General features: G+C 71.1%; 21 protein-coding genes. 10 read left to right on the top strand and 11 right to left on the bottom strand.

The window, feature by feature from the left end; translation table 11 throughout:
• Positions 1 to 21 precede the first annotated feature (21 nt).
• Together MRBLWH3_RS02685 and MRBLWH3_RS02680 are read right to left on the bottom strand one after the other, a co-directional pair.
• On the bottom strand, positions 22 to 1,206 hold the full coding sequence (locus MRBLWH3_RS02685) for a 4-hydroxybenzoate 3-monooxygenase (RefSeq protein ID WP_363428448.1): 1,185 nt from the start codon (positions 1,204 to 1,206) through the stop codon (positions 22 to 24).
• Positions 1,207 to 1,517: 311 nt separating this feature from the next.
• A complete protein-coding gene (locus tag MRBLWH3_RS02680; RefSeq protein ID WP_363428446.1) occupies positions 1,518 to 2,270 on the bottom strand; it encodes an IclR family transcriptional regulator in 753 nt (250 codons plus the stop codon).
• A 48-nt stretch (positions 2,271 to 2,318) separates the two neighbouring features.
• On the opposite strand from MRBLWH3_RS02680, the gene MRBLWH3_RS02675 reads away from it, so the two are divergent.
• The 9 genes from MRBLWH3_RS02675 to MRBLWH3_RS02635 all read left to right on the top strand — a co-directional run bounded on the left by MRBLWH3_RS02675 (position 2,319) and on the right by MRBLWH3_RS02635 (position 10,933).
• Positions 2,319 to 3,077, top strand: coding sequence for an IclR family transcriptional regulator (locus MRBLWH3_RS02675; RefSeq protein ID WP_363428444.1), 759 nt, complete (start codon positions 2,319 to 2,321; stop codon positions 3,075 to 3,077).
• A 210-nt stretch (positions 3,078 to 3,287) separates the two neighbouring features.
• Positions 3,288 to 4,157 (top strand): protocatechuate 3,4-dioxygenase subunit beta, encoded by an 870-nt coding sequence (gene pcaH, locus MRBLWH3_RS02670; protein WP_363428442.1) that lies wholly within the window; start codon positions 3,288 to 3,290, stop codon positions 4,155 to 4,157.
• Positions 4,157 to 4,756: a protocatechuate 3,4-dioxygenase subunit alpha gene (gene pcaG / locus MRBLWH3_RS02665; RefSeq protein ID WP_363428440.1), complete on the top strand. Its 600-nt coding sequence runs from the start codon at positions 4,157 to 4,159 to the stop codon at positions 4,754 to 4,756. Before pcaH ends, pcaG begins: the two co-directional genes overlap by 1 nt.
• A complete protein-coding gene (locus tag MRBLWH3_RS02660) occupies positions 4,746 to 6,146 on the top strand; it encodes a lyase family protein (RefSeq protein WP_363428438.1) in 1,401 nt (466 codons plus the stop codon). The genes pcaG and MRBLWH3_RS02660 overlap by 11 nt, the downstream gene beginning before the upstream one ends.
• On the top strand, positions 6,143 to 6,940 hold the full coding sequence (locus MRBLWH3_RS02655; RefSeq protein ID WP_363428436.1) for an alpha/beta fold hydrolase: 798 nt from the start codon (positions 6,143 to 6,145) through the stop codon (positions 6,938 to 6,940). The genes MRBLWH3_RS02660 and MRBLWH3_RS02655 overlap by 4 nt, the downstream gene beginning before the upstream one ends.
• The gene (pcaC, locus tag MRBLWH3_RS02650; RefSeq protein ID WP_363428434.1) at positions 6,937 to 7,338 is read left to right on the top strand and encodes a 4-carboxymuconolactone decarboxylase; all 402 of its coding nucleotides are present in this window, start codon (positions 6,937 to 6,939) and stop codon (positions 7,336 to 7,338) included. The genes MRBLWH3_RS02655 and pcaC overlap by 4 nt, the downstream gene beginning before the upstream one ends.
• A 979-nt stretch (positions 7,339 to 8,317) precedes the next feature.
• A complete protein-coding gene (locus tag MRBLWH3_RS02645; RefSeq protein WP_363428432.1) occupies positions 8,318 to 9,079 on the top strand; it encodes a 3-oxoacid CoA-transferase subunit A in 762 nt (253 codons plus the stop codon).
• A gap of 11 nt (positions 9,080 to 9,090) precedes the next feature.
• Positions 9,091 to 9,759 carry a 3-oxoacid CoA-transferase subunit B gene (locus MRBLWH3_RS02640; RefSeq protein WP_363435246.1) on the top strand — a complete coding sequence of 223 codons (669 nt, stop codon included), beginning with the start codon at positions 9,091 to 9,093 and terminating at the stop codon, positions 9,757 to 9,759.
• 1 nt (position 9,760) lies between these two features.
• Positions 9,761 to 10,933: a thiolase family protein gene (locus MRBLWH3_RS02635; protein WP_363428430.1), complete on the top strand. Its 1,173-nt coding sequence runs from the start codon at positions 9,761 to 9,763 to the stop codon at positions 10,931 to 10,933.
• A 112-nt stretch (positions 10,934 to 11,045) separates the two neighbouring features.
• Here MRBLWH3_RS02635 and MRBLWH3_RS02630 read toward each other — a convergent pair whose 3' ends face one another.
• From MRBLWH3_RS02630 to MRBLWH3_RS02605, 6 genes are all read right to left on the bottom strand, one after another.
• Entirely contained in the window at positions 11,046 to 11,990 is a 945-nt protein-coding gene (locus MRBLWH3_RS02630; RefSeq protein WP_363428428.1) for a LysR family transcriptional regulator, read from the bottom strand.
• A 136-nt stretch (positions 11,991 to 12,126) separates the two neighbouring features.
• On the bottom strand, positions 12,127 to 13,143 hold the full coding sequence (locus MRBLWH3_RS02625; protein ID WP_363428426.1) for an ABC transporter permease: 1,017 nt from the start codon (positions 13,141 to 13,143) through the stop codon (positions 12,127 to 12,129).
• Positions 13,140 to 14,750, bottom strand: coding sequence for a sugar ABC transporter ATP-binding protein (locus MRBLWH3_RS02620; RefSeq protein ID WP_363428424.1), 1,611 nt, complete (start codon positions 14,748 to 14,750; stop codon positions 13,140 to 13,142). Before MRBLWH3_RS02620 ends, MRBLWH3_RS02625 begins: the two co-directional genes overlap by 4 nt.
• Positions 14,747 to 15,892 (bottom strand): sugar ABC transporter substrate-binding protein, encoded by a 1,146-nt coding sequence (locus MRBLWH3_RS02615; RefSeq protein WP_363428422.1) that lies wholly within the window; start codon positions 15,890 to 15,892, stop codon positions 14,747 to 14,749. The genes MRBLWH3_RS02620 and MRBLWH3_RS02615 overlap by 4 nt, the downstream gene beginning before the upstream one ends.
• A gap of 17 nt (positions 15,893 to 15,909) precedes the next feature.
• Complete coding sequence (locus MRBLWH3_RS02610) at positions 15,910 to 16,293, bottom strand: hypothetical protein (RefSeq protein ID WP_363428420.1); 384 nt, start codon at positions 16,291 to 16,293, stop codon at positions 15,910 to 15,912.
• Positions 16,294 to 16,448: 155 nt separating this feature from the next.
• Positions 16,449 to 17,213, bottom strand: a complete 765-nt coding sequence (locus MRBLWH3_RS02605; RefSeq protein WP_363428418.1) for an SDR family NAD(P)-dependent oxidoreductase — start codon at positions 17,211 to 17,213, stop codon at positions 16,449 to 16,451.
• 135 nt (positions 17,214 to 17,348) lie between these two features.
• Here MRBLWH3_RS02605 and MRBLWH3_RS02600 point away from each other — a divergent pair, with 135 nt between their 5' ends.
• Positions 17,349 to 18,269 (top strand): LysR family transcriptional regulator, encoded by a 921-nt coding sequence (locus MRBLWH3_RS02600; protein WP_363428413.1) that lies wholly within the window; start codon positions 17,349 to 17,351, stop codon positions 18,267 to 18,269.
• 215 nt (positions 18,270 to 18,484) lie between these two features.
• Here the strand turns inward: MRBLWH3_RS02600 and MRBLWH3_RS02595 are convergent, their stop codons facing one another.
• The 3 genes from MRBLWH3_RS02595 to MRBLWH3_RS02585 all read right to left on the bottom strand — a co-directional run bounded on the left by MRBLWH3_RS02595 (position 18,485) and on the right by MRBLWH3_RS02585 (position 21,284).
• Positions 18,485 to 19,450: a fumarylacetoacetate hydrolase family protein gene (locus MRBLWH3_RS02595; protein WP_363428411.1), complete on the bottom strand. Its 966-nt coding sequence runs from the start codon at positions 19,448 to 19,450 to the stop codon at positions 18,485 to 18,487.
• A gap of 1 nt (position 19,451) precedes the next feature.
• The gene (locus MRBLWH3_RS02590; protein WP_363428409.1) at positions 19,452 to 19,745 is read right to left on the bottom strand and encodes a putative quinol monooxygenase; all 294 of its coding nucleotides are present in this window, start codon (positions 19,743 to 19,745) and stop codon (positions 19,452 to 19,454) included.
• A 123-nt stretch (positions 19,746 to 19,868) separates the two neighbouring features.
• A complete protein-coding gene (locus MRBLWH3_RS02585; RefSeq protein ID WP_363428407.1) occupies positions 19,869 to 21,284 on the bottom strand; it encodes an aminomethyl transferase family protein in 1,416 nt (471 codons plus the stop codon).
• Positions 21,285 to 21,296 lie beyond the last annotated feature (12 nt).

Below are 21,296 nucleotides of genomic sequence, written 5' to 3'. Positions count from 1 at the left end.
CCGACCGCACGCGCCGCCGCGTCAGGCGAGGCCCTCGAGCGGCCAGCCGGTGTACGCCTCCGCGAGGTACGTTCGGCCGGCCTCGGACTCGACGACCGAGCGCAACTCGCCGAGCTGGCGCAGGCGGTCGAAGTCCGACGCGTCGGGCGCGACGTGGAGCATGCTGGTCATCCACCACGAGAAGTGCTGCGCCTTCCAGATGCGGTGCAGCGCCTTCTGGGGGAACTCCGCGATGAGCCGGTCGTCGTTCTCGAGCAGCAGGGCGCGCAGCGCCCGCTCGAGCACGAGCACGTCGGCGACGGCGAGGTTCATGCCCTTCGCGCCCGTCGGCGGCACGGTGTGCGCGGCGTCGCCGATGAGCGCGACACGGCCGTGCAGCAGCTCGTGGGCGACGAAGCTGCGGAAGCGCAGCACGTCGCGCTGGAAGATCTGGCCCTCCTTGAGCGTCGTGCCCGGAACGCGCTTCTGCAGCTCCTCCCACAACTGCTCCTCGCTGAGGGCGTTCGGGTCGGCGTCCGGGTCGCACTGGAAGTACATTCGCTGCACCGTGGCGCTGCGCTGGCTGATGAGCGCGAACCCGTCGGGGGAGTTGCTGTAGATGAGCTCGTCGGCGCTCGGGGGCGCCTCGCACAGGATGCCGAACCACGCGAAGGGGTACTCGCGGAAGTAGCCGCCGGTGGACGACCCGGTCACCGCCTCGCGTGCGACGCTGCGCGAGCCGTCTGCGCCGACGACGAACTCGGCCTCGATCTCGAGGGGCGCGCCGTCGGCGCCGGTCGCGATCACGCGAGGCAGATCGGATGCCGCGTCCTCGACACGCAGGGCGGTCACACCGAAGCGGAGATCCTGGCCCTTGTCGAGGCGCACGGCGATGAGGTCCTTGAGAGCCTCGTGCTGCGGGTAGAGCCACACGCCCCGTCCGACGAGGTCGGCGAAGTCGATGCGGTGACCGTGGCCGGCGAAGCGCAGCTCGATGCCGTCATGGCGATTGCCGACCGTGCGCACGCGGCTCGAGGCTCCGGACGAGTCGAGCACCTCGACGGTGCCCTGCTCGAGAATGCCGGCGCGGATCGTGGTCTCGATCTCGTCGCGCGAGCGCTGGTCGATGACGACCGACTCGATGCCGGCGATCCCCAGGAGGTGCGACAGCAGCAGACCGGCCGGGCCGGCGCCGATGATGGCGACGCGGGTGCGGATCGTGGACATGGACGTCTCCTTCGACGTGAACGGATGCCTCGGGCCAGTGTCCACCCGGCCGTGCCGCCGTGGTGCTCGATTCCCGTTCATCGGGAAGCCCGTCGGCATCCTCATTTGAGGACCTCAGCCGAACTGAGGAGGCGGAGGCCGGTTTCGCCCCTCAGGTCGGCACCGAACCTCAGATGAGGATCGGGGAGGCGGTGGGGGAGGTCAGCGGCGGTCGGCACCGAACCTCAGATGAGGATCGGGGAGGCGGTGGGGGAGGTCAGCGGCGGTCGGCCCTGAACCTCAGATGAGGATCGGGGAGGCGGTGGGGGAGGTCAGCGGCGGTCGGCGCGAAGTGCGGACTCGATCGCGGCGGCGGCGTCGCGCAGGGCCTGGATCGCGGACGCCGGGTCGGTCTCGCGGGGGAGCACGACCGAAAGCGCGGCGACGACCTCGCCCGCGTCGCGGATCGGCACCGCCACGCCGGTCGACACGGCCTCGATGGAGCCGGGCGCCACCACCACGCCGGCGCGGCGAACCTCGGCGATGAGGCGGCGCAGGCGCGCAGCATCCGTCACCGTCTCGGGGGCGAGGGCGCGCAGCGGACCGGCGAGCACCCGTTCGCGCAGGGCGGATGGGGCATACGCGAGCAGGACGAGGCCGGACGACGAGGCATGCAGCGGCAGGCGACCGGCGATGCGGGTGATGTTGGCGCCGGCGTCGGGGTGGGAGAGGCGCTCCAGGAAGAGAGCCTCGTCCTGCTCGAGCACGGCGAGCTGGGTGTGCTCGCGGATGCGCGCCTGCACCCGTTCCATGGAGGGGAGCGCGGCCTGACGCAGGCGCAGCGCCGTCGAGCCGCGCAGCGCCAGCTCCCAGAGCCGCATGCCGAGGTGCACGCGGCGGTCCTCGTCGCGTTCGAGCAGGCCAGCGTCGACGAGCTCGTCGACGATGCGGTGCGCGGTCGACGACGGCAGCCCCGCGCGGCGGCCGATCTCGGCCGCCGACTGCATGGAACGTTCGGCGGAGAACGTCTCGAGCACCCGCACGATGCGGTCGGTCATCGAGTCGCCGGAGGGCGAGTTGGCCATGCGCCCACTCTGCCATCCGGGGCGGGTAACGTCGCACGGGGAGGATCCATGGCGGAGGGCGAGGGCGTGCTCGAGCGCACGCTGCGCGTGCTCGGGTGCTTCACCGACGACGAGCCTGCGGTCACCGCGACGACGCTCGCGGCTCGCACGGGACTCGCGTCATCGACACTGCACCGCCTGCTCGCGACGCTCGTCGCGGAGGGTCTGCTCACCCGCGGACCCGGCCACACGTATGCGATCGGCCCGCGGCTGTGGGAGCTCGGCGAGCTCTCGCCGCTGTCGCTGCGCCTGCGCGAGACGGCGCTGCCGCACATGGTGCGGCTGTACGAGGCGACCGGCGAGAACGTGCACCTCGCGGTCCTCGACGGTGCGTCCCCCGAGACCTCGACCGCCCTCTACGTCGGTCGCCTCACCGGCCGCCAGTCCATCCCGACCCTGAGTCGCATGGGCGGTCGCGGCCCCCTGCACACGACCGGCGTGGGCAAGGCGCTGCTCGCGACGCGCGACGAGGGGTGGCTGCGGCAGTACTTCCAGGCGCCGCTCGAGCGCGAGACCGTGAACTCGATCGCGACCGAGGCGGAGCTCCGCGCCGACATCGCGCGCACCCGGGCGCTGGGGTATGCGACGACGCGTGAGGAGATGACCCTCGGCAACGTCTCGGTTGCTGCCGCGCTGCCGCGCGTCGAGGGTCTGCCCCCGGTGGCGCTCGGACTCGTCGTGCACCTCGCGCGCGCGGACGAGCGGCGCCTCGGCCCCCTGGTGGTGCAGACCGCGAAGGACCTCCACCACGACCTCCGCGCTGCGTGACCCCGGCCTCTCCGAAGGTTTGGGGCGCATCGTGCGCGTTCGGGGCGCATGCCGCGCGCCCCGAGTGCACGCGCCGCGCCCCGAACCCCGGATGCAGACGGATGCCGCGGGCTCAGGCCTTCCCCGATTCCCGCTGAGTGGGAATCCACGGCGCGGGAGCCACTCCTGAGTGCGACCCTGGGACGACCCGAGTCGTCGAAGGAGACCTCAATGACCGCGACCCAGCCCGATTCCCGGGGCGAGGAGGCGTTCTCGTCGTCGGTGGTGCTCGAGCAGACCGCGGCGGCGCCCGAGTCGCTGCTGGCCTCGCCCGACCAGCTGACGCAGAACGAGATCACGCAGGAGATCGTCGACTACCACGCCGCGGCCGCGCGGCGCGAGGCCGCCGGCGAGAAGCTCGGCATCAGCCTCCACGACTTCCCGCCGTACCGGTCGAGCCTGCTGCGCCACCCCACCAAGAACCCCAAGCTGGTCGATCCCGAGACGATCGAGCTGTGGTCGCCGGCGTTCGGGCAGCGTGATGTCGCCGCGATCGAGTCCGACCTGACGCTGCAGCACATCGGCGAGCCCCAGGGCGAGCGCATGACCGTCGAAGGCCGCGTGCTCGACTCGTGGGGGCGTCCGATCCGCAACCAGCTCGTCGAGATCTGGCAGGCGAATGCCGCGGGCCGCTACATCCACCAGCGGGATCAGCATCCCGCCCCCCTCGACCCGAACTTCACCGGCGCCGGACGCACCGTCACCGACGACGACGGCTACTACAAGTTCACGACGATCAAGCCTGGAGCGTACCCGTGGAAGAACCACGTCAACGCGTGGCGTCCCGCCCACATCCACTTCTCGATCTTCGGCTCGGGCTTCACGCAGCGCCTCGTGACGCAGATGTACTTTCCGGGCGATCCGCTGTTCCCACTCGACCCGATCTACAACACCATCTGGCGCCAGAAGGACCGCGACCGACTCATCGGCCTGTACGACCACGACCTGTCGGTGCCGGAGTTCTCGATGGGCTACCGCTTCGACATCGTCGTCGACGGCCCCGACGCGACCTGGTTCGAGCCCGAAGAAGGAGATCACTGATGGTTTCGACGAGCTCAACCACTGGAGTGGGCGCCAAGCGCGACCTCGGTCCGAAGACCCACGAGCCCACCGGCGGGCAGACCGTCGGCCCGTTCTTCGCCTTCGGCCTGGACTACGACAAGAAGCACCAGGTCGTCTTCCCGCACAGCCCGGGGTCGGTCGTGCTCGGCGGCACCGTGTTCGACGGCGCCGGCAACCCGATCCCCGACTCGGTGATCGAGATCTGGAGCGCCGACGAGACGGGCGAGATCCCTCGGGCGCACGGCGCATTCCGTCGCGACGACCACTCGTTCACCGGCTTCGGGCGTGCGGCGACCACCGACGTCGGCCGCTACGAGTTCTGGACCCGCAACCCCGGTCCGATCGACGGCGGTGCACCGTTCTACTCGGTCATCGTGTTCGCGCGCGGGCTCCCCGACAAGCTCGTGACCCGCATCTACCTGCCCGAGCACGAGGACCTCCTCGCCGCCGACGCGCTCCTGTCCTCGCTCGACGAGGACGAGCGCGCTACGCTCATCGCGACGCGCCTGCCGGACGGCAACCTGCACCACGACATCCACCTGCAGGGCGAGAAGGAGACCGTGTTCCTTGCCTTCTGACCGTGACCGGCCCGCACTCGATGCGGGCCTGCTCTCGCCGGTGACCGTCGGTCACGACGAGACGGTGACGGATGCCGCGTACCTCGACGCGCTCGTCACGGCCGAGGTCGCGCTCGCGCGGGCCCACCGCGAGATCGGTCTCGCGCCCGACGAGGCGGTCGACGAGATCGAGGCCGAGTTCCGCTGGCAGGGCGCCCTCCGCGGATGCCGCGACCACGGGGTCGACGGCGCGGCGCTGGCTGCTGCTGCGGTGGCGGGCGGCAACCCGGTGATCCCGCTGGTCGGGCGACTCAAGGAGCGGGTCGGACTCGACACACGGGTCTGGGTGCACCGCGGTGCGACGAGCCAGGACATCGTCGACACCGCCGCGATGGTGGTCGCACGCGCGGCGACGAGCCGCGTCGTCGCGGCTCTCGTGCACGCCGAGGTCTCGCTGCGCTCCCTGGCCCGTTCGCGTCGCGACGAGGTCGCTGCGGCGCGCACGCTGACCCAGCACGCCGTGCCGACGACCGTCGGGCTGCGGGCGGCCGGCTGGCTGCGGGGTGTCGAACGTGCGAAGGAGCACGTCGAAGACGTGCGGCATCGTCTGCCGGCCCAGCTCGGTGGCGCAGCCGGAACGCTCGCCTCGTTCGCCGAGATCGGTGGAGCGGACGCCGCGGCCGCGCTTCCCGCTGCCTTCGCCCACGAACTCGGGCTCGCCGCGCCCGACGCCCCGTGGCACACCAGCCGCTGGCCGATCACCGAACTGGGCGACGCGCTCGTGCAGGCGATCGACGCCGTCGGCAAGATCGCCACCGACGTCGCGACCCTCAGCCGCACCGAGATCGGCGAGCTCGCCGAGGGCGCCGGCGGCGGGTCGTCGGCGATGCCGCAGAAGCGCAACCCCGCAGCATCCGTCCTCATCCGCTCGGCCGCGCTGCGCGCCCCCCAGCTCGGCGCGACGCTGCATCTCGCATCGGCCCTCGCCGCCGACGAACGCCCAGACGGCGCGTGGCACGCGGAGTGGCCGACGCTTCGCGAACTGCTGCGTCTCGCGCTCGGGGCGACCGCCCACGCCGCCACCCTCGTCGCCGACCTGCATGTCGACACGGATGCGGTCGCGCGAAACCTCGCGGCCACCGGAGGGCTCATCGTCTCGGAGCGTCTCTCGATCGCGCTCGGGCCGGTGCTGGGACCGGCACGCGTGTCGGAACTCGTGACCGCAGCCGCCGCGGGCGGTGATCTGGCTGGGCTCCTCGCCGCATCGCCCGCCGTCCACGCCCTCGCGGCGGAGCGCGGAGCGACCCCCGAGGCACTCATCGCCGACCTGCTCGACCCTGCCCGCTACACCGGACTCTCCGGCCGTCTCGTCGACGAGGCGGCTGCACCCACCGCAGAGGAGGACGCGTGACCGTCCCCACCATCTTCGTCACCGACCCTGCCGGCCCGTCGACGAGCTCGCGGACCGGGGGCGCGCCCCTGCTCGTGCTCGGCTCGTCGCTCGGCACTTCGACGCTGCTGTGGGACCGTGTGATCCCGGCGCTCGCCGAGCACTACCGCGTCGTCGCATGGGACCTGCCCGGTCACGGCGCCGCGCCCACGTCGACCGAGGAGTTCACGATCGCCGAGCTCGCCGACGCCGTCGCCGCCACGATAGACGGACCGTTCCTCTACGCCGGGGTCTCACTCGGGGGCGCCGTCGGGCTCGAGCTGCTGCTGCGCCACGGCGACCGGGTCGACGCCGCGGCGATCCTGTGCTCGGGCGCGAAGATCGGCACGCCCGAGGGCTGGCGCGAGCGGGCCGCGCAGGTGCGGGCACAGAGCACGTCGAGCCTCATCATCGGGTCCGCGCAACGCTGGTTCGCGCCGGGCTCGATCGAGCGCGATCCCGATCTCACCGGGCGGCTCCTGCACGTGCTGCAGAACACCGACGACGGGAGCTACGCCCGCTGCTGCGACGCGCTCGCCGTCTTCGACGTGCGCGACCGGCTGCACGAGATCGCCACCCCGGTGCTCGCCGTGTGGGGCGATCACGACGCGGTCACGCCCGAGGCGTCCGCTCGCGAGGTCGCCGCCGGTGTGGAGCGCGGCGAGGCGATCGGGATTCCGGATGCCTCCCACCTGGCACCCGCGGATTCCCCGGCGGCGACCGCCGCGCTGCTGCTCGACTTCTTCGGCAGGGTCGCCGCGGAGCGTGCCGCGTGAGCCGGCCCGACGGTGAGAGCCTCACCGACGCCGAGCGCTACGACCAGGGCATGGTCGTGCGCCGCGAGGTGCTGTCGGATGCGCACGTCGACCGCGCGATCGCCGGCACGACCGAGCTGACCGCCGACTTCCAGGACTTCATCACCCGTGTCGCGTGGGGCGACATCTGGTCGCGCCCGGGGCTCGACCGCCGGTCGCGGTCGGTGGCCGTCCTGTCGGCGCTCATCGCGCTCGGACACCACGAGGAGCTCGCGATGCACCTGCGCGCGGCCCTGCGCAACGGGCTCACGGTCGACGAGATCAAGGAAGTGATCCTGCAGGCCGGGCTGTACTGCGGCGTCCCGGCCGCGAACACCGCGTTCCGCATCGCGAAGGACGTGTTCGCCGAGAGCCAGTAGCCGGCCTTCGTTCCGGTTCGCGGCGCGCCCCCGTGCCTTCTCGAGGGTTTGGGGCGCGCGGCGTGCCTTCTCGAGGGTTTGGGGCGCGCGGCGTGCCTTTGGGGCGCGCGGCGTGCGCCCCGAACGGACCTGGTGCGCCCCGAACGGACGTGGTGCGCCCCGGACGGGCGTGGTGCGCCCCGGACGGACGTGGCGTGTGCCCCAGTGCCTTCTCGAGGTTTGGGGCGCGCGGCGTGCCTTTGGGGCGCGCGGCGTGCGCCCCGAACGGACCTGGTGCGCCCCGGGCGGACGTGGTGCGCTCCGAACGGACGTGGTGCGCCCCGGACGGGCGTGTGCGCCCCGAACGGACGTGGTGCGCTCCGAACGGACGTGGTGCGCCCCGAACGGATGTGGTGCGCCCCGGACGGGCGTGGTGCGCCCGAACGGACGTGGTGCGCCCCGAACGGGCGTGGCGTGTGCCCCGGTGCCTTTTCTCGGGTTTGGGGCGCGCGGCGTGCCTTTGGGGCGCGCGGCGTGCGCCCCGAACGGACCTGGTGCGCCCCGGACGGACGTGGTGCGCCCCGGACGGACGTGGTGCGCCCCGGACGGGCGTGGTGCGCCCCGGACGGACGTGGTGTGTGCCCCGGTGCCTTCTCGAGGGTTTGGGGCGCGCGGCGTGCCTTTGGGGCGCGCGGCGTGCGCCCCGAACGGACGTGGTGTGCCCCGAACGGACGTGGTGCGCCCCGAACGGACGTGGTGCGCCCCGAACGGACGTGGTGTGCCCCGAACGGACGTGGTGCGCCCCGAACGGACCTGGTGCGCCCCGAACGGACCTGGTGCGCCCCGAACCTATGAAGGCGGGCGACGGATGCGGCGGCTTCGGGTGCTCTCGGACGCCGTCCGCCGCCGGGGGTGGGGTTTCGGCCGTCCCTGGCTCTGGAGTACACTGTGTCGCAGAGCGTACATGTGTTCGCAGAGCGAACAGCAAGGAGGCGAGTACGTGATCGACAAGACCGTGGGCTCGGTCGAGGAGGCCGTGGCCGGCGTCCGCGACGGGGCGACCATCATGATCGGCGGCTTCGGGCGGGCCGGGCAACCCGTCGAGCTCATCGACGCGCTCATCGCGCAGGGCGCGACCGACCTCACGATCATCAACAACAACGCCGGCAACGGCGATGTGGGGCTCGCCGCACTGCTCGCGAAGAAGCGGGTGCGCAAGATCCTCTGCTCCTTCCCGCGCCAGCACGACTCCTGGGTGTTCGACGGCCTCTACCGCGCCGGCGAGATCGAGCTCGAGCTCGTGCCGCAGGGCAACCTCGCCGAGCGCATCCGTGCGGCGGGGGCGGGCATCGGCGCCTTCTTCTCACCCACGGGCGTCGGCACACAGCTGGCCGAGGGCAAGGAGATCCGCGAGATCGACGGCCGCGTCTATGCGCTGGAGTACCCGATCAAGGCGGACTACGCCCTGGTGAGCGCGTACCGCGCCGACCGGTGGGGCAACCTCGTCTACCGCGAGACCGCACGCAACTTCGGCCCCATCATGGCCGCGGCCGCGACCACGACGATCGTGCAGGTCGACGAGCTCGTCGCGCTCGGCACGCTCGATCCCGAGGCGGTCGTGACATCCGGAATCTTCGTCGACCGCGTCGTCGCGGTGGGGGAGCGGGCCTGGCTCGACCACGGCGCCTTCGTCGGCGGAGTGGACATCGAAGGGCGCCCGATCGCCGGCGCCGCAGCATCCGGGACGGAGGTCGACCAGTGACCGACACGACCATTGCGACGCGCATCACGCGTGAGCAGCTCGCCGCGCGCATCGCCGCGGACATCCCCGAGGGCTCGTACGTCAACCTCGGCATCGGAGCGCCGACGCTGGTGGCCGACTACCTGCCGCAGGACCAGGAGATCATCCTGCACACCGAGAACGGCATGCTGGGCATGGGGCCGTCGCCCGCGGCCGGCGAGATCGATCCCGATCTCATCAACGCCGGCAAGCAGCCTGTCACCGCTCTCGCGGGCGCCGCGTTCTTCCACCACGCGGACTCGTTCGGCATGATGCGCGGCGGCCACCTCGACGTGTGCGTCCTCGGCGCGTTCCAGGTGTCGCAGACCGGCGACCTCGCGAACTGGTCGACGGGCGCGCCCGGGGCGATCCCCGCGGTCGGCGGCGCGATGGACCTCGCCATCGGCGCCAAGAACGTCTACGTCATGACCGACCTGCTGACCAAGACGGGCGAGTCGAAGCTGGTGGAGGCCTGCACCTACCCGCTCACCGGCGTCGGCTGCGTCACGCGCGTCTACACCGACCACGCGGTCTTCGACGTCACTCCCCACGGCTTCGCGGTGCGCGAGGCGTTCGGAGACAACACCGTCGCACTCCTCGCCGAGCTGACGGGCCTGGAATTGACGGATGCCGCGAGCGGCGGCATCCGGGAGGGTGAATGACATGGCGACCTACGTGTACGACGCCGTCCGCACGCCGTTCGGCCGCGCCGGCGGCGCGCTCGCGGGGATCCGCCCCGATGACCTGGCGGCGGTGGTGATGAAGGCGACGATCGAGCGCACCGGCCTTGACCCGACGCGGATCGACGACGTGATCTTCGGCGACGCGAACCAAGCGGGCGAGGACAACCGCAACGTCGCGCGCATGGGCGCGCTCCTGGCCGGCTTCCCGACGTCGGTGCCCGGCGTCACGGTCAACCGGCTGTGCGCGTCGTCGGTCGAGGCGGTGATCCAGGGATCCCGCGCGATCGAGGCCGGCGATGCCGAGATCGTGCTGGCCGGCGGCGTCGAGTCGATGAGCCGCGCGCCGTTCGTCGTGGAGAAGTCGCCGCGGCCCTGGCCGAGCGTGGGCAACCAGACGCTGTGGAACACGTCGATCGGGTGGCGGATGACCAACCCGAAGCTGCCGAAGCACTGGACGATCTCGAACGGCGAGTCCGCCGAGAAGATCGCGCGGGAGCAGGGCATCCCGCGGCAGGCGCAGGACGAGTTCGCGGTGCGCTCGCACCGTCTCGCCGCGGCCGCGTGGGCAGCCGGCGTCTACGACGGCGAGATCGTGCAGGTGCCTGGCGCCGAGCTCGCGCGCGACGAAGGCATCCGTGACGACACCTCCGTGGAGAAGCTCGCCGGCCTGAAGGCGCTGTTCGCCGCCGACGGCGAGGGCAGCGTCACGGCCGGCAACTCGTCGCCCATCAACGACGGCGCCTCGGCGGTGCTGCTCGGACGAGAGGGTGCGCTGCCGGGTGAGCCGCTGGCCCGCATCACCGCGCGCGCGGCGCACGGCGTCGACCCCGACCAGTTCCCGCTGGCCCCGATCGAGGCCGCGAACAAGGCGCTCGCCCGCGCCGGTCGCACGTGGGCCGACGTCGACCTCGTCGAGCTCAACGAGGCCTTCGCGTCGCAGTCGCTGGCCGACATCCGGGGGTGGGCCGGCCTCGACCCGGAGCGCGTGAACATCCACGGCGGTGCGCTCGCGATCGGTCACCCGCTCGGCGCATCGGGCGGTCGCATCATCGGCCACGCCGCGCACGAGCTCGCCCGGCGTGGCGGCGGCGTCGCGGTCGCCGCGATCTGCATCGGCGTCGGGCAGGGGCTCGCCGTCGTGCTCGAGCGCTGACCCGGGGGCACGGTGCCGCGCAGCCGCACGGGTCGCCGGGGCTGACAGGTATGCCGCCGGCCCGTGCTGACAGCCGTTGGGGCCGGAGAGCGGATGCCGCCTCCCGCGCCGCTCAGCCGGTGAACGCGTCGTCGGGCTCGTCGCCGAATTCGACGACCTCCGCCGCCTCGCGCAGCTTCTTCACGAGCCACCGCAGCGCCGGATCATCGGACTTCGACGGGTGCCAGTGCGCCGCTTCCACCAGCACTCCGGGTGCCATGGGCGTCTCGGCCACGACCAGCCCCAGCGCAGCCGCGTAGCGGTTGGCCGTGCGCTCGGGGACCCAGCCGACCCAGGGCGTCCCGGTGAGGGCGAAGGGCACAGGCAGGAAGCCCTGCACCGTGACTGCGACCGGCGGCACCAGGTCCGCCTCGGCCAGCATGTCGTCGAGGTGCGTGGACACGTGCGGGCCGAAGACCGAGCGCACGTAGCGCAGCCGCCCCAGGTCATCGATCGACAGGCGCCCCTCGTGCAGTGCAGGGTTGTACGCGTCGACGAGGCACACGAAGCGGTCGGAGAAGAGGGATGCACGCTTTCCGGGCACACCGCGCCCGGTGCCAGCGATCGTCACGTCGCTGCGCAGCAGGTCGACCGGCGAGACCCTCTCGGCGGCGGGAAGGCCCGAGAACTCTACCCGGGTGCTGGGCGCCTCCCGCTCGAGCAGGCCGTTGAGCGGGCTGGTGAGTTCGGCGAGCACGTAGTCGCTCGCCCTCACCAGGAAGGTGCGGGTGCTTGTGGCGGGCTCGAAGTCGAGCAGTACGTCGAAGGTGCGCCGCACCTCGGTCATGCACTCCGCCACCGCGGGGATCATCGCCTCGGCGCGCGGCGTCAGCACGAAGCTGCGGCCCTCGCGTTCGAGGAGCGGATCGTCGAACAGCTCGCGCAGTCGCGCCAGCGCTCCGCTCACGGCGGGCTGAGTCATCCCGATCCGTTCCCCGGCCCGCGTGAGGTTTCGCTCGATGAGCAGGGCGTCGAGCACCACGATGAGGTTGAGGTCGAGCTTTCGGACGTCGGTCACGGTGGTTCCTGAGCCTGTCGAGGGGCCGGTCGATGGGTGAGGCAGCGCACCAATCCTAGGGACCGACGTCATGACCGGCCTGGAAAATGAGACACGGCCGCCGGGCGAACCCGACGGCCGCGTGCAGCACAGCGGCTCAGCCGCTCTTTTTGCGCCGGCCGAGCCAGGTCGACAGTGCGACGGCGGCGAGCAGCGCGGTGCCGTTGAACACGTTCGACGCCCAGCCGCTGGCGCCCGAGAGAGCCAGACCGCTGACCGACACCGAGACGAAGATCGCACCGATGATCGTGCCCCAGACGTTGAAGAAGCCGGGGCGGATCGTCGTCGCGCCGAGGAACACTGCCGCGAGGGCGGGGAACAGCAGTGTTCCGCCGTCCGACGCGGTGGCGCTTCCGACGCGCGCAAGCTGGAGCACACCCGCGCCGCCGGCGATGAAGCCGGCGACGATGAAGCTCCACCACACGTTCTTCGCGACGGGGAGGCCGACGAGCTTGGCGGCGGTAGCGTTCGAGCCAATCGCGTACAAGGAGCGGCCGAACGGCGTGTGGGTGAAGAAGTACCACGCCACCGCTGCGACCAGGAGCGTGATGTAGAAGACGAGGGGGATGCCGATGAGCCGCGTCGAGCCGAACTTCATGATCGCGGGGTCGATCCCGCTGACGAACGTGCGGCCGCCGGTGAACCACGACATGACCCCCGCGAGCAGCATCGCCATGCCGAGTGTCGTGACGAACGGGCTCATGTGGAGCCGCGTCACGAAGTACCCGTTGGCGACGCCCACCAGGGTGCCGAGCAGCAGGGCGAGGAGGATCGAGAGCCACAGCGGAAGACCGAACACCGACATCAGGCCCGCGGACACCACCTGGGCCATGACGGCGTTCGCCCCGAGTGAGAAGTCGAAGTAGCCGCAGACGAGCGGGAACAGCGCGGCGATCGCGATGAGGGCGATGACCGCCTGGCTGCCGAGGATCACATTGAGGTTGTTGATCGTAGGGAACGAAGCCGACGACAGCGGGAAGAAGCAGAAGAACACGTAGACGAGGACCGTCAGCAGCGGCAGCGCGTAGTTCTCCAGCAGACGCAGCGGCGTCGGCGTGTGGTTGACGGGGATCGAGACGGTCGCCGTCGTCGGCGGGGATGTGGTTTCGGTCATGGGATCGGCTCCGTGGGGGCTTCAGGAATGGTCCTCTCGCGCAGGACGAGGCTGGTGAGGGCGTCGACATCGAGGTCACCCGCGGCGACGTCGTCGGAGATCCGGCCGCGGCTGAGCACCAGAGTGCGGTCGCACAGCGCGTGGATCTCGCCGAGGTCGCTCGAGGCGACGAGGACCGCGCACCCGTCCGCGGCGGCGCGCCGGATGCCGGCGTACAGGTCGGCGCGGCTCATGACGTCGACACCCTGCGTGGGCTCGTCGAGCAGGAGCAGCTTCGGGCCGCGCTGCATCCATCGCGCCATGACGACCTTCTGCTGGTTGCCACCCGACATCGACGAGAACAGGGCGTCGGCGCTCGAGGCTTTGACCCCGAACTCCCGGATGAGATCGTCCGCGTCGGCGCGCTCCTTCGCCCGGGGCATGAATCCGCGGCTCCAGTTCTCGGCCAGGGTGGCCAGGGCGAGGTTGTCGCTGATCGTCTGGTCCATGAAGGCGGCCTCGCGCACGCGGTCCTCGGGGACGAGGGCCACTCCGGACTCCATCGCCTCGCCGATGTCGTCGGGTGCGTATGGCGCGCCGTCGAGCATCATCGAACCCGACTCGGGTGCGTGCTCGCCGAAGATCATCTTCAGCACGCTGGATCGACCCGACCCGACCAGTCCGGCCAGGCCCAGGATCTCGCCGCGGTGCACCGTGAAGTCGATGCCCCGCACGGGACCGCCGCGGAGGCCCGTGACCGAGAAGACCGGCGTGCGCTCGGTGTGGGCCATCTCGCCGGTCGGTCGCAGGGCCTGAACGGAGCGACCGGCCATGATCTCGATGAGCCGGTCCTCCGTGGGCGACTCGTCGATGAGCTCGCCGACGACACGGCCGTCGCGGTAGATCGTGAAGTCGTCCGATACCGCGAGCACCTCGCGGAGGCGATGGCTGACGATGAGGACGGTCTGTCCGAGCTCGGCCCGCCGGCGCACCCGCTCGAGCAGCAGCTCCGATTCGTGCGCCGCGAGCCGGGCGGTCGGCTCGTCGAGCACGAGGATCAGCTGCTGCTCGGCATCTTGCTCCTGGAGGGCCCGCGCGATGGCGACCATAGTGCGGTCCGACGGGCGGAGCGTCCGGATCGGCGCCCGCGGGTCGACGTCGAGTCCATAGTCGGCGAGCAGCCCGCGCACGCGGTTACGCAGTCCGCGCCAGTCGATGCGGGGACCCCGGCGCGGGTAGCCGGTGTCGAGCGCGAAGTTCTCCTCGATCGACAGGTCTTCGAACAGGCCGAGGTCCTGGTGCACGAACCGCAGACCCGCCTGCTGAGCGGTCGCCGGCGTGTACGAGCCCAGGTCGTACCGCTCGCCGAAGATCTCGAGTCGCCCGGAGTCGGCGGGGTAGACCCCCGCCAGGATCTTGATCGTCGTGGACTTGCCCGAGCCGTTGCCGCCGAGGAGGGCGTGGACGGTGCCGCGGCGCACGTGTAGCGACGCGTCGTCGAGGGCGCGCGTGCCGGCGAAGTCCTTGTCGAGATTGCGGATGTCGAGCGCCGGCGTGGCGGCGCGCGTGCCGGAAGCGGCAGGGGTGGTCGCCCCCGCCGCTCCCGGGTTCGTCACCGCGTCGGTCACTGGCCCCACGCTTCGAGGAACTTCGCCTGCCAGTCGATGCTGCCGTCGTACGGGCCCGACTCGGGCAGGTTGTTGTCGGCGTCGACGGCCTGCACGGACTGGCCGATGTAGGCCGGCTCCTGTTCGGCGCGGACGCGGATGGCAGTGTCGATCGAGCCCCACGACTCCCAGATCTGCGCGTCGCCGATCGTGGCGGTGATTCCCGGCTGACCCGCACGGATCATGTCGAGCGCTGCCTCAGAACCGAACCCGCCGACCACGACCAGCTTGTCGGCGAGGCCGGCCTGGTCGATCGCGGCCGCGAGGCCGTTCACGAGGTAGGCGTCCGTCGGCATGGCGAGCGCGTTCGCGCCGGGGTTGGCAAGCAGCACGCTGACGATCTTCTGCAGGTACGAGCCGTCCGCGATGTCCGGATCGGAGATGTCGACGGTGGTGAGCACCTCGCCGCTTCCGAGGGCGTCGACCTCGTCGCCGAAAGCCTGCGTGACCAGTCCGCCCCACGGGTTGCTGGAGAGGTTCACTACGACGGCCTTGAGGTCGCCGTCGGTCTTGCCCCACGTGTAGTCGGCCTGCAGCTTGCCGATCGCCTGGAACGGGGTCGGCACGGGCGGGTCCTCGAGCCAGAGGCGCTCGGAATCCCAGACCTTCGGGTCGCAGTCGTCGATGCCGCCGCCGCCCACGATGGTGACGCCGGCGTCCTTGGCCTCGGTGAAGGCGGCCTGCGCGACGCTGCAGCTGATGCCGACGGGTACGAGCACGTCGGCGCCGCCTGCGACGGCCTGGCGGATCGCGGTCGCGAACCCCTCGGGGCTCAGCTTGCCGTCGACGATCGTGCCGGTCCAGCCGGCCGCCTCGGCCGCCTCGACCATGGCGGCCGCCGGGGCGGCGCACGTCGCGACCGACTCGCCGCACGACATGACGTAGAAGTCGAGGCCCTCCTCAGGGGTGGTCGCCTCCAGGTCGTCGAGCGTGGAGCCGATGCCCTCGTACGCCGTCTCGAGCGCAGCCTGGGCCTCGGCGCTGAGCCCGCTGCCGGTCGCAGCGCTGGAAGGGGTTTCCACGTCACCACTGGAACACGCGCTCAGCGAGACGGCGAGCGCGGCGACTGTCGCCGCGATCGCGAACTTCTTGTGTGAACTCACGGGACACTCCTGCTGTGTCAGGAGGCGCGTCGCCGAGGGTGCGGCGCCTTCGCCTCTTCGGTGCTGGCTGCGGTGCCAGCGGATCTCATCACACCAGCACGTCCCGCAAGGGGGAACGCCGGACCCGCGATGGGAGGCATCGTCGCGTGCGATGACCGCGCCGGGCTCGTCAGACCCGGCTCTCGCCGCCGTCGACGAGGAGGGTCGGCGACCGCCGGCGCGTCGCCCAGTCCCGCCAGCAGCACACGAGCGCCGGCCGCAGCGAGCGCCTCGGCGCACGCGAGGCCGCCGATGCCGCTCGTACCCGCGGTGACGATCGCGACCTGCCCGTCGAGCGAAAAGAGGCGCTCGAGCGAGTAGTCGGACCCCTCGGCCGATCCAGGCGCGGGCGCGCAGGTCATCGTCGAACTCCTCGGAGCGTGGGGCGGGGCGCGTGGTGCGGCATCCGTTCCCGAAACGAGAGTGGGGGCGGCGGAGCTTGAACGCCGCCGCAGGGGTGCATGGCATCGGCCGGTGCGTGCGGGCGCGCTGTCCGTCGTCGTATCGCGCCCCGCGATCAGCCCAGGACCGAGCTGCCGCCGTCGATGACGAGGTTGACGCCGGTGATCCACGTCGCCTCGTCGGAGGCCAGGAACACCGCCGCGTTGACGATGTCGTCGGGCTGCCCGACGCGACGGAGCGGAATGCGATCCCACGTGGCCTTGATGGCCGGCGGCGGGTCCTCCACGAGGAATCGGGTGGCGGGAGTCTCGATGAACCCCGGCGAGATGCAGATCGCACGGATGCCGTGCGGTCCTCCCTCGACCGCGAGCTGCTGGGTCAGATTGATGACGCCGGCCTTCGCCGCGCCGTGCACATTCTGCGGCATGAACTCGACGCCGCGCGTGCCCGCGACCGAGCCGATGTTGACGATGACGCCGCCGCGCGCCTTCAAGTGCTTCCATGCGGCGCGTACGGCGTAGAAGACGATGCTCAACTCGCCCCTGATGGTGAGCTCCCAATCGCCGACGGCGAGTTCGTCGATGGGGCCGAACCGCTGGATGCTCGCGTTGTTATACAGGATGTCGATGCCGCCGTACACCGCCGCGGCGTCATCGATCCATCGGGCGCTCGTGGCCGCGTCGCTCAGGTCCACCCCGCCGATGCCGGTGATCTCGCCGCCTTCCTCGCGCACGATGCGCACGGTCTCGTCGAGCCCTTGCGCGTTGATGTCGCAGCCGACGACCTTCGCGCCCTCGGCGGCGAATCGGCGCGCGGCCTCCCGGCCCATGCCGCCGCCGATGCCGGTGATGAGTGCGACCTTGTTGTGCAGACGTGCCATCCGTGACTCTCCTTCGAGTGCGGCGATCACCGCCGTGTTCACGCTAGGGCGGGCAACTGGGCGGTGGAAGCGCGAGGGCGGGATACCTGGTATCACTCGTACCCGGCTCATGGGTGCGATCGGTACCATTCGGCCATGACCGGCGGCGGACACGACCTCAATCTGCTGATCCCCTTGCGTGCCCTCCTCGAGGAGGCGAACGTCACGCGGGCGGGTCAGCGCGTTCAGCTCGGGCAGTCTTCGATGAGCTCGACGCTGTCGCGACTGCGCGTCATGTTCAACGACGAGCTCCTCGTGCGCGTGGGACGCGACTACGAGCTCACACCGTTCGCACGCCTGCTGCTGCCCCAGGTGCAGGCGACCGTCCCGCTCATCGAGCGACTGCTGTCGAACGAGCCGGAGCCCGATCCCGCCGCAGCGCGGCGGACGCTGTCGATCATGTTGACCGACTACGGCATCATGGGGCTGCGTCCGGCTCTGGCGGTCCTGCTCGAGGAGGCCCCAGGCCTTCAGGTCGACCTGCTTCCGCTGCCCGAGCGCCCTATGGAGAGCGAGCGCGAGCTGATGACGCACGACTTCGTCGTGACGGTGCCGGGCATCGGTATCGACGGCCCGCACCTGCCGCTCTTCGACGACGAGTACGTGTGCCTGCTGGATGCCGACAACCCCGCGATCAGCGACGGCACGTTGTCGTTCGAGGACTTCGTCGCACTGCCGCAGGCGGTCGCGCAGTTCGGCCGGCTCCACTTCACGCCGGCCGACCGCCGGCTGCGCGAGCTCGGGATCGACCGGCGCGAGCCGCGCGTGACGACCTCGTCGTTCCTGCCGCTGCCGTCGGTGGTCGCGGGCACCGATCTGGTCGCGGTCGTGCCACGCCGGCTCGCGGAGCGGCTCGGGCCGCTCACCGGCACCGTCGGCGTCGAAGCGCCGTTCGGTCGCGTCGAGATCGCGCTGAAGCTCTGGTGGCACCCGAGTCACGACTCCGACCCGGTGCACGCCTGGTTCCGCACGCGGCTCGTCGAGGTGCTCGCGGCAGACGACGCGTCGAGCTCTTGACGGATAGGAACCGTCGCCGGAACCGTGTTCTGCACGGCGCAGCCGCGGCCGAGCTTCGGACTCGGGCGGGTCGGCTATGCGATGACGAGGTCGTGTCGACGTCTCGCAGGTCGTTCATGCGCCCCCGACCCTCCCGTCAGCGCCAGAGTAGCCGAACCGCGCGGCTCCGGGATGGCGGCGGGCGGGTCCGGTGACAGCTCGGCGACCGGCGGGACTCAGAGCCGGTCGGGACCGTAGGTGCGGCGGGCGCGCGGCACCATGTGGCCGGGGCTCGCCTGCTCGACGATGCGGTTCTCGATCGTGCCGAGGCCCTCGACCGTCATCGTGACGACATCGCCGACCTGCAGCGGCGGCGGCGTCAGCTGTCCGGTGCGCGCCCAGCGCTCGGAGAGGGCGCCCGTGGAGGCCGTGCCAGACGCGAGCACGTCGCCCGCGCCCACCCACGCGTCACGGGACGCGTGCACGAGCATCTCCTCGAACGACCACGACATGTTGCGCAGGTTGTCGGTGCCGACGACTTCGCCGTTGATCGCGACGCTCATCCCGAGGGCGTACCGATCGCCCTCGCGGTACTTCTCGAGCTCGTCCGGCGTCGTGAGCCACGGGCCGAGCGTGTTCGCGAAGTCCTTGCCCTTCGACGGGCCGAGCCCGATCCGCATCTCCCGGCCTTGGATGTCGCGCGCGCTCCAGTCGTTCAGGATGCAGTACCCCGCGATGTGCTCCGCCGCCTCCTCGATCGGCGCATCGCGGACGGTGTGCTTGACGATCGCCGCGACCTCGAGCTCGAAGTCGAGCTTCTGCGTGAACGGCGGCATCGGGATGTCCGCCCCCGTCGGCAGCACCGACCACGGGTTCATGAACAGGAAAGCGGGCGCCTCGTACCACTGCTCGGGCACCGTGCCGTCGCCCGGCTCGTTCTTCTTCATGCCGGCGATGTGCGCCTCGAACACGAGGAAGTCGCGCATCGCGCGCGGCTGCACCGGCACGGCGAACCGGGCGTCCTGGATCGGCAGCTTCTGCTGGCGGCCGGCGCGCACGTCGAGGTCGCGGCGCACGTCGGCGGGTCCGTTCAGCAGGTCGAGGATCTCGGGGTCGCCCGGGATGTCCTGCAGCCTGCCGTGCTGCACGCGCCCGGTGTGGACGATGCCGTTCGGACCGACGAAGCGCGCGTACTGCGCCATGTCAGAAGTCCAGCGTCTCGTAGAAGTCGCGCTGGCGGGTCTCGAGCACAGGGATCGCCTGTCCGAGCGCCCACTGCTCGAAGTGGGGAGAGGTGGCGTGCGCCTTGAACGCCGTATTGTCGGCGTAGACCTCGAAGATGCGGAACGTGTTCGGCTCGTCGGGGCTCTGGTATGCCTGGTAGTAGAGGTTGCCGGGCTCGTCGCGCGAGGCGGGGGAGAGCTTCTCGAGCGCGTCGCGCACGGTCTCCTCCTCACCGGGCTTGGCGATCCAGGTGGCATGGCATACGAAGGCCACGGGGTCTTCCTTTCTCAACGTCGTCGTCGGGGCGTCGCCGCCGGGTTCACGCTACGGTGAACGGATGCCGCGGAACACCGCGTCGGATCGATGCCACCCATCAGGGCGCGGCGTCGCGGGTGCTCAGTCGCGCCGGTAGTCTTCGCGGGCGACTCGGGCGTACGGTGCGGGGCTGACGATCGCGCGGATTCCGACGATGTCGGTGGAGGGCACGACGTTCGGGCCGTACCCGCCGCCGGCCTCACCCCACCCGATGACGACCTCGTCGCCGATCTGCACCGATTCGTCGACGAGCGCGATCGACAGGATCGAGCGCTCGTTCGCGGTGTAGGCGGTGTAGGCCGAGTTGCCGACCTCGCGCCCGCCGAGCGTGAGGGTGTCGTAGTGCTTGTCGAGCTTGTCGCACATGACGGGGAGGTGGAGGAACCGCACGTCGCGCCCACCGGGGGTGAGCATGTCGGTGAGGACGGATGCCGCATCGTTCGGATTCCACTGCAGGGTTACCTTGCGGAGCGCGGGCTCGTCGCGCCGACGCTGCAGCGCGTCGCGACCGATGAACTCGTGGGTGAAATGGATCAGCTTGCCGTACCCCAGGTCGAAGGGGGTGCGGTAGTAGTCCTCTATGCGGGTGCGAGCCTGGCTGCCGCTCAGGCGGCTCATCCCCTCGCCGAGGTTGGCGGGAAGCCATTCGCGGTACGCGCGGAGAGTGGCGCCCGTGTAGATCGCGGGTACGACGGCCTGGTACCAGCCCGACTCGATCGCGCCGATGAGGTAGGCCATGCCGCCGACCAGCTGCAGGCCGAACTCGCGGCCGGCCTCGATGATGGCATCGCGGATGGCGTCGCGGTGCTCGTAGGGTCCCCAGACCTCGAGTCCCGGTGCGCCCGCCATGCCGTGACGGAGGGCGCGGCAGCGCTGGCCGCCAATCGTCATCTCCGTCATGTGGAAGAACTTCACGTCGCCGAGCGGCCCGCCGTTGAGCTTCTCGATCACGGCGCCGGCGAGCGGCCCCTGGATCTGGTAGCGGCAGTCGGGGCGGGTGTTCGCGTGACCATTGGGGTAGACAGGCGCCCTGACGTCGTAGGTCGCCTGCACGTCGTACCCGCCGGTCTGCGCGTGGTACATGATCCAGTTCTGCACGAATCCCGCGCCGTACGCCGAGAAGCGCTCGTGGTCGAGGTGGAACACGATGCCGTCGCCGATGAGATCGCCATCGTCGTTGACGCACACGATCTGCCGCGCGACCCCGGGTTGCGAGGTCGAGAAGTCATTGACCGCGAGGTCGGACAGCAGCCGCCGGGCATCCGGGCCCTCGAGGAACAGACCCGACATGTGGTGGGTCTGGTCGAACAGCGCCACACCCTCGCGCCACGACCGGGTCTCGCGCTCCCACAGAGAGAACTCCTGGGGGATGACGGGGATGATCTGCTGCGGCTGGTACTCGGGCCTGGCGTCCGCACGGTCGTACTTGTGCGCGCGCAGCAGATCGAGCGGTCCGCCGGCTTCCTGCAGCAGCGATTCCAGGCTCTGAGTGGTCATTGCGGGACTCCT

The sequence above is a fragment of the Microbacterium sp. LWH3-1.2 genome (assembly GCF_040675855.1).
In the GTDB taxonomy this organism is placed as follows: Bacteria; Actinomycetota; Actinomycetes; order Actinomycetales; family Microbacteriaceae; genus Microbacterium.
This window is presented reverse-complemented; position numbering and strand designations above follow the sequence as displayed.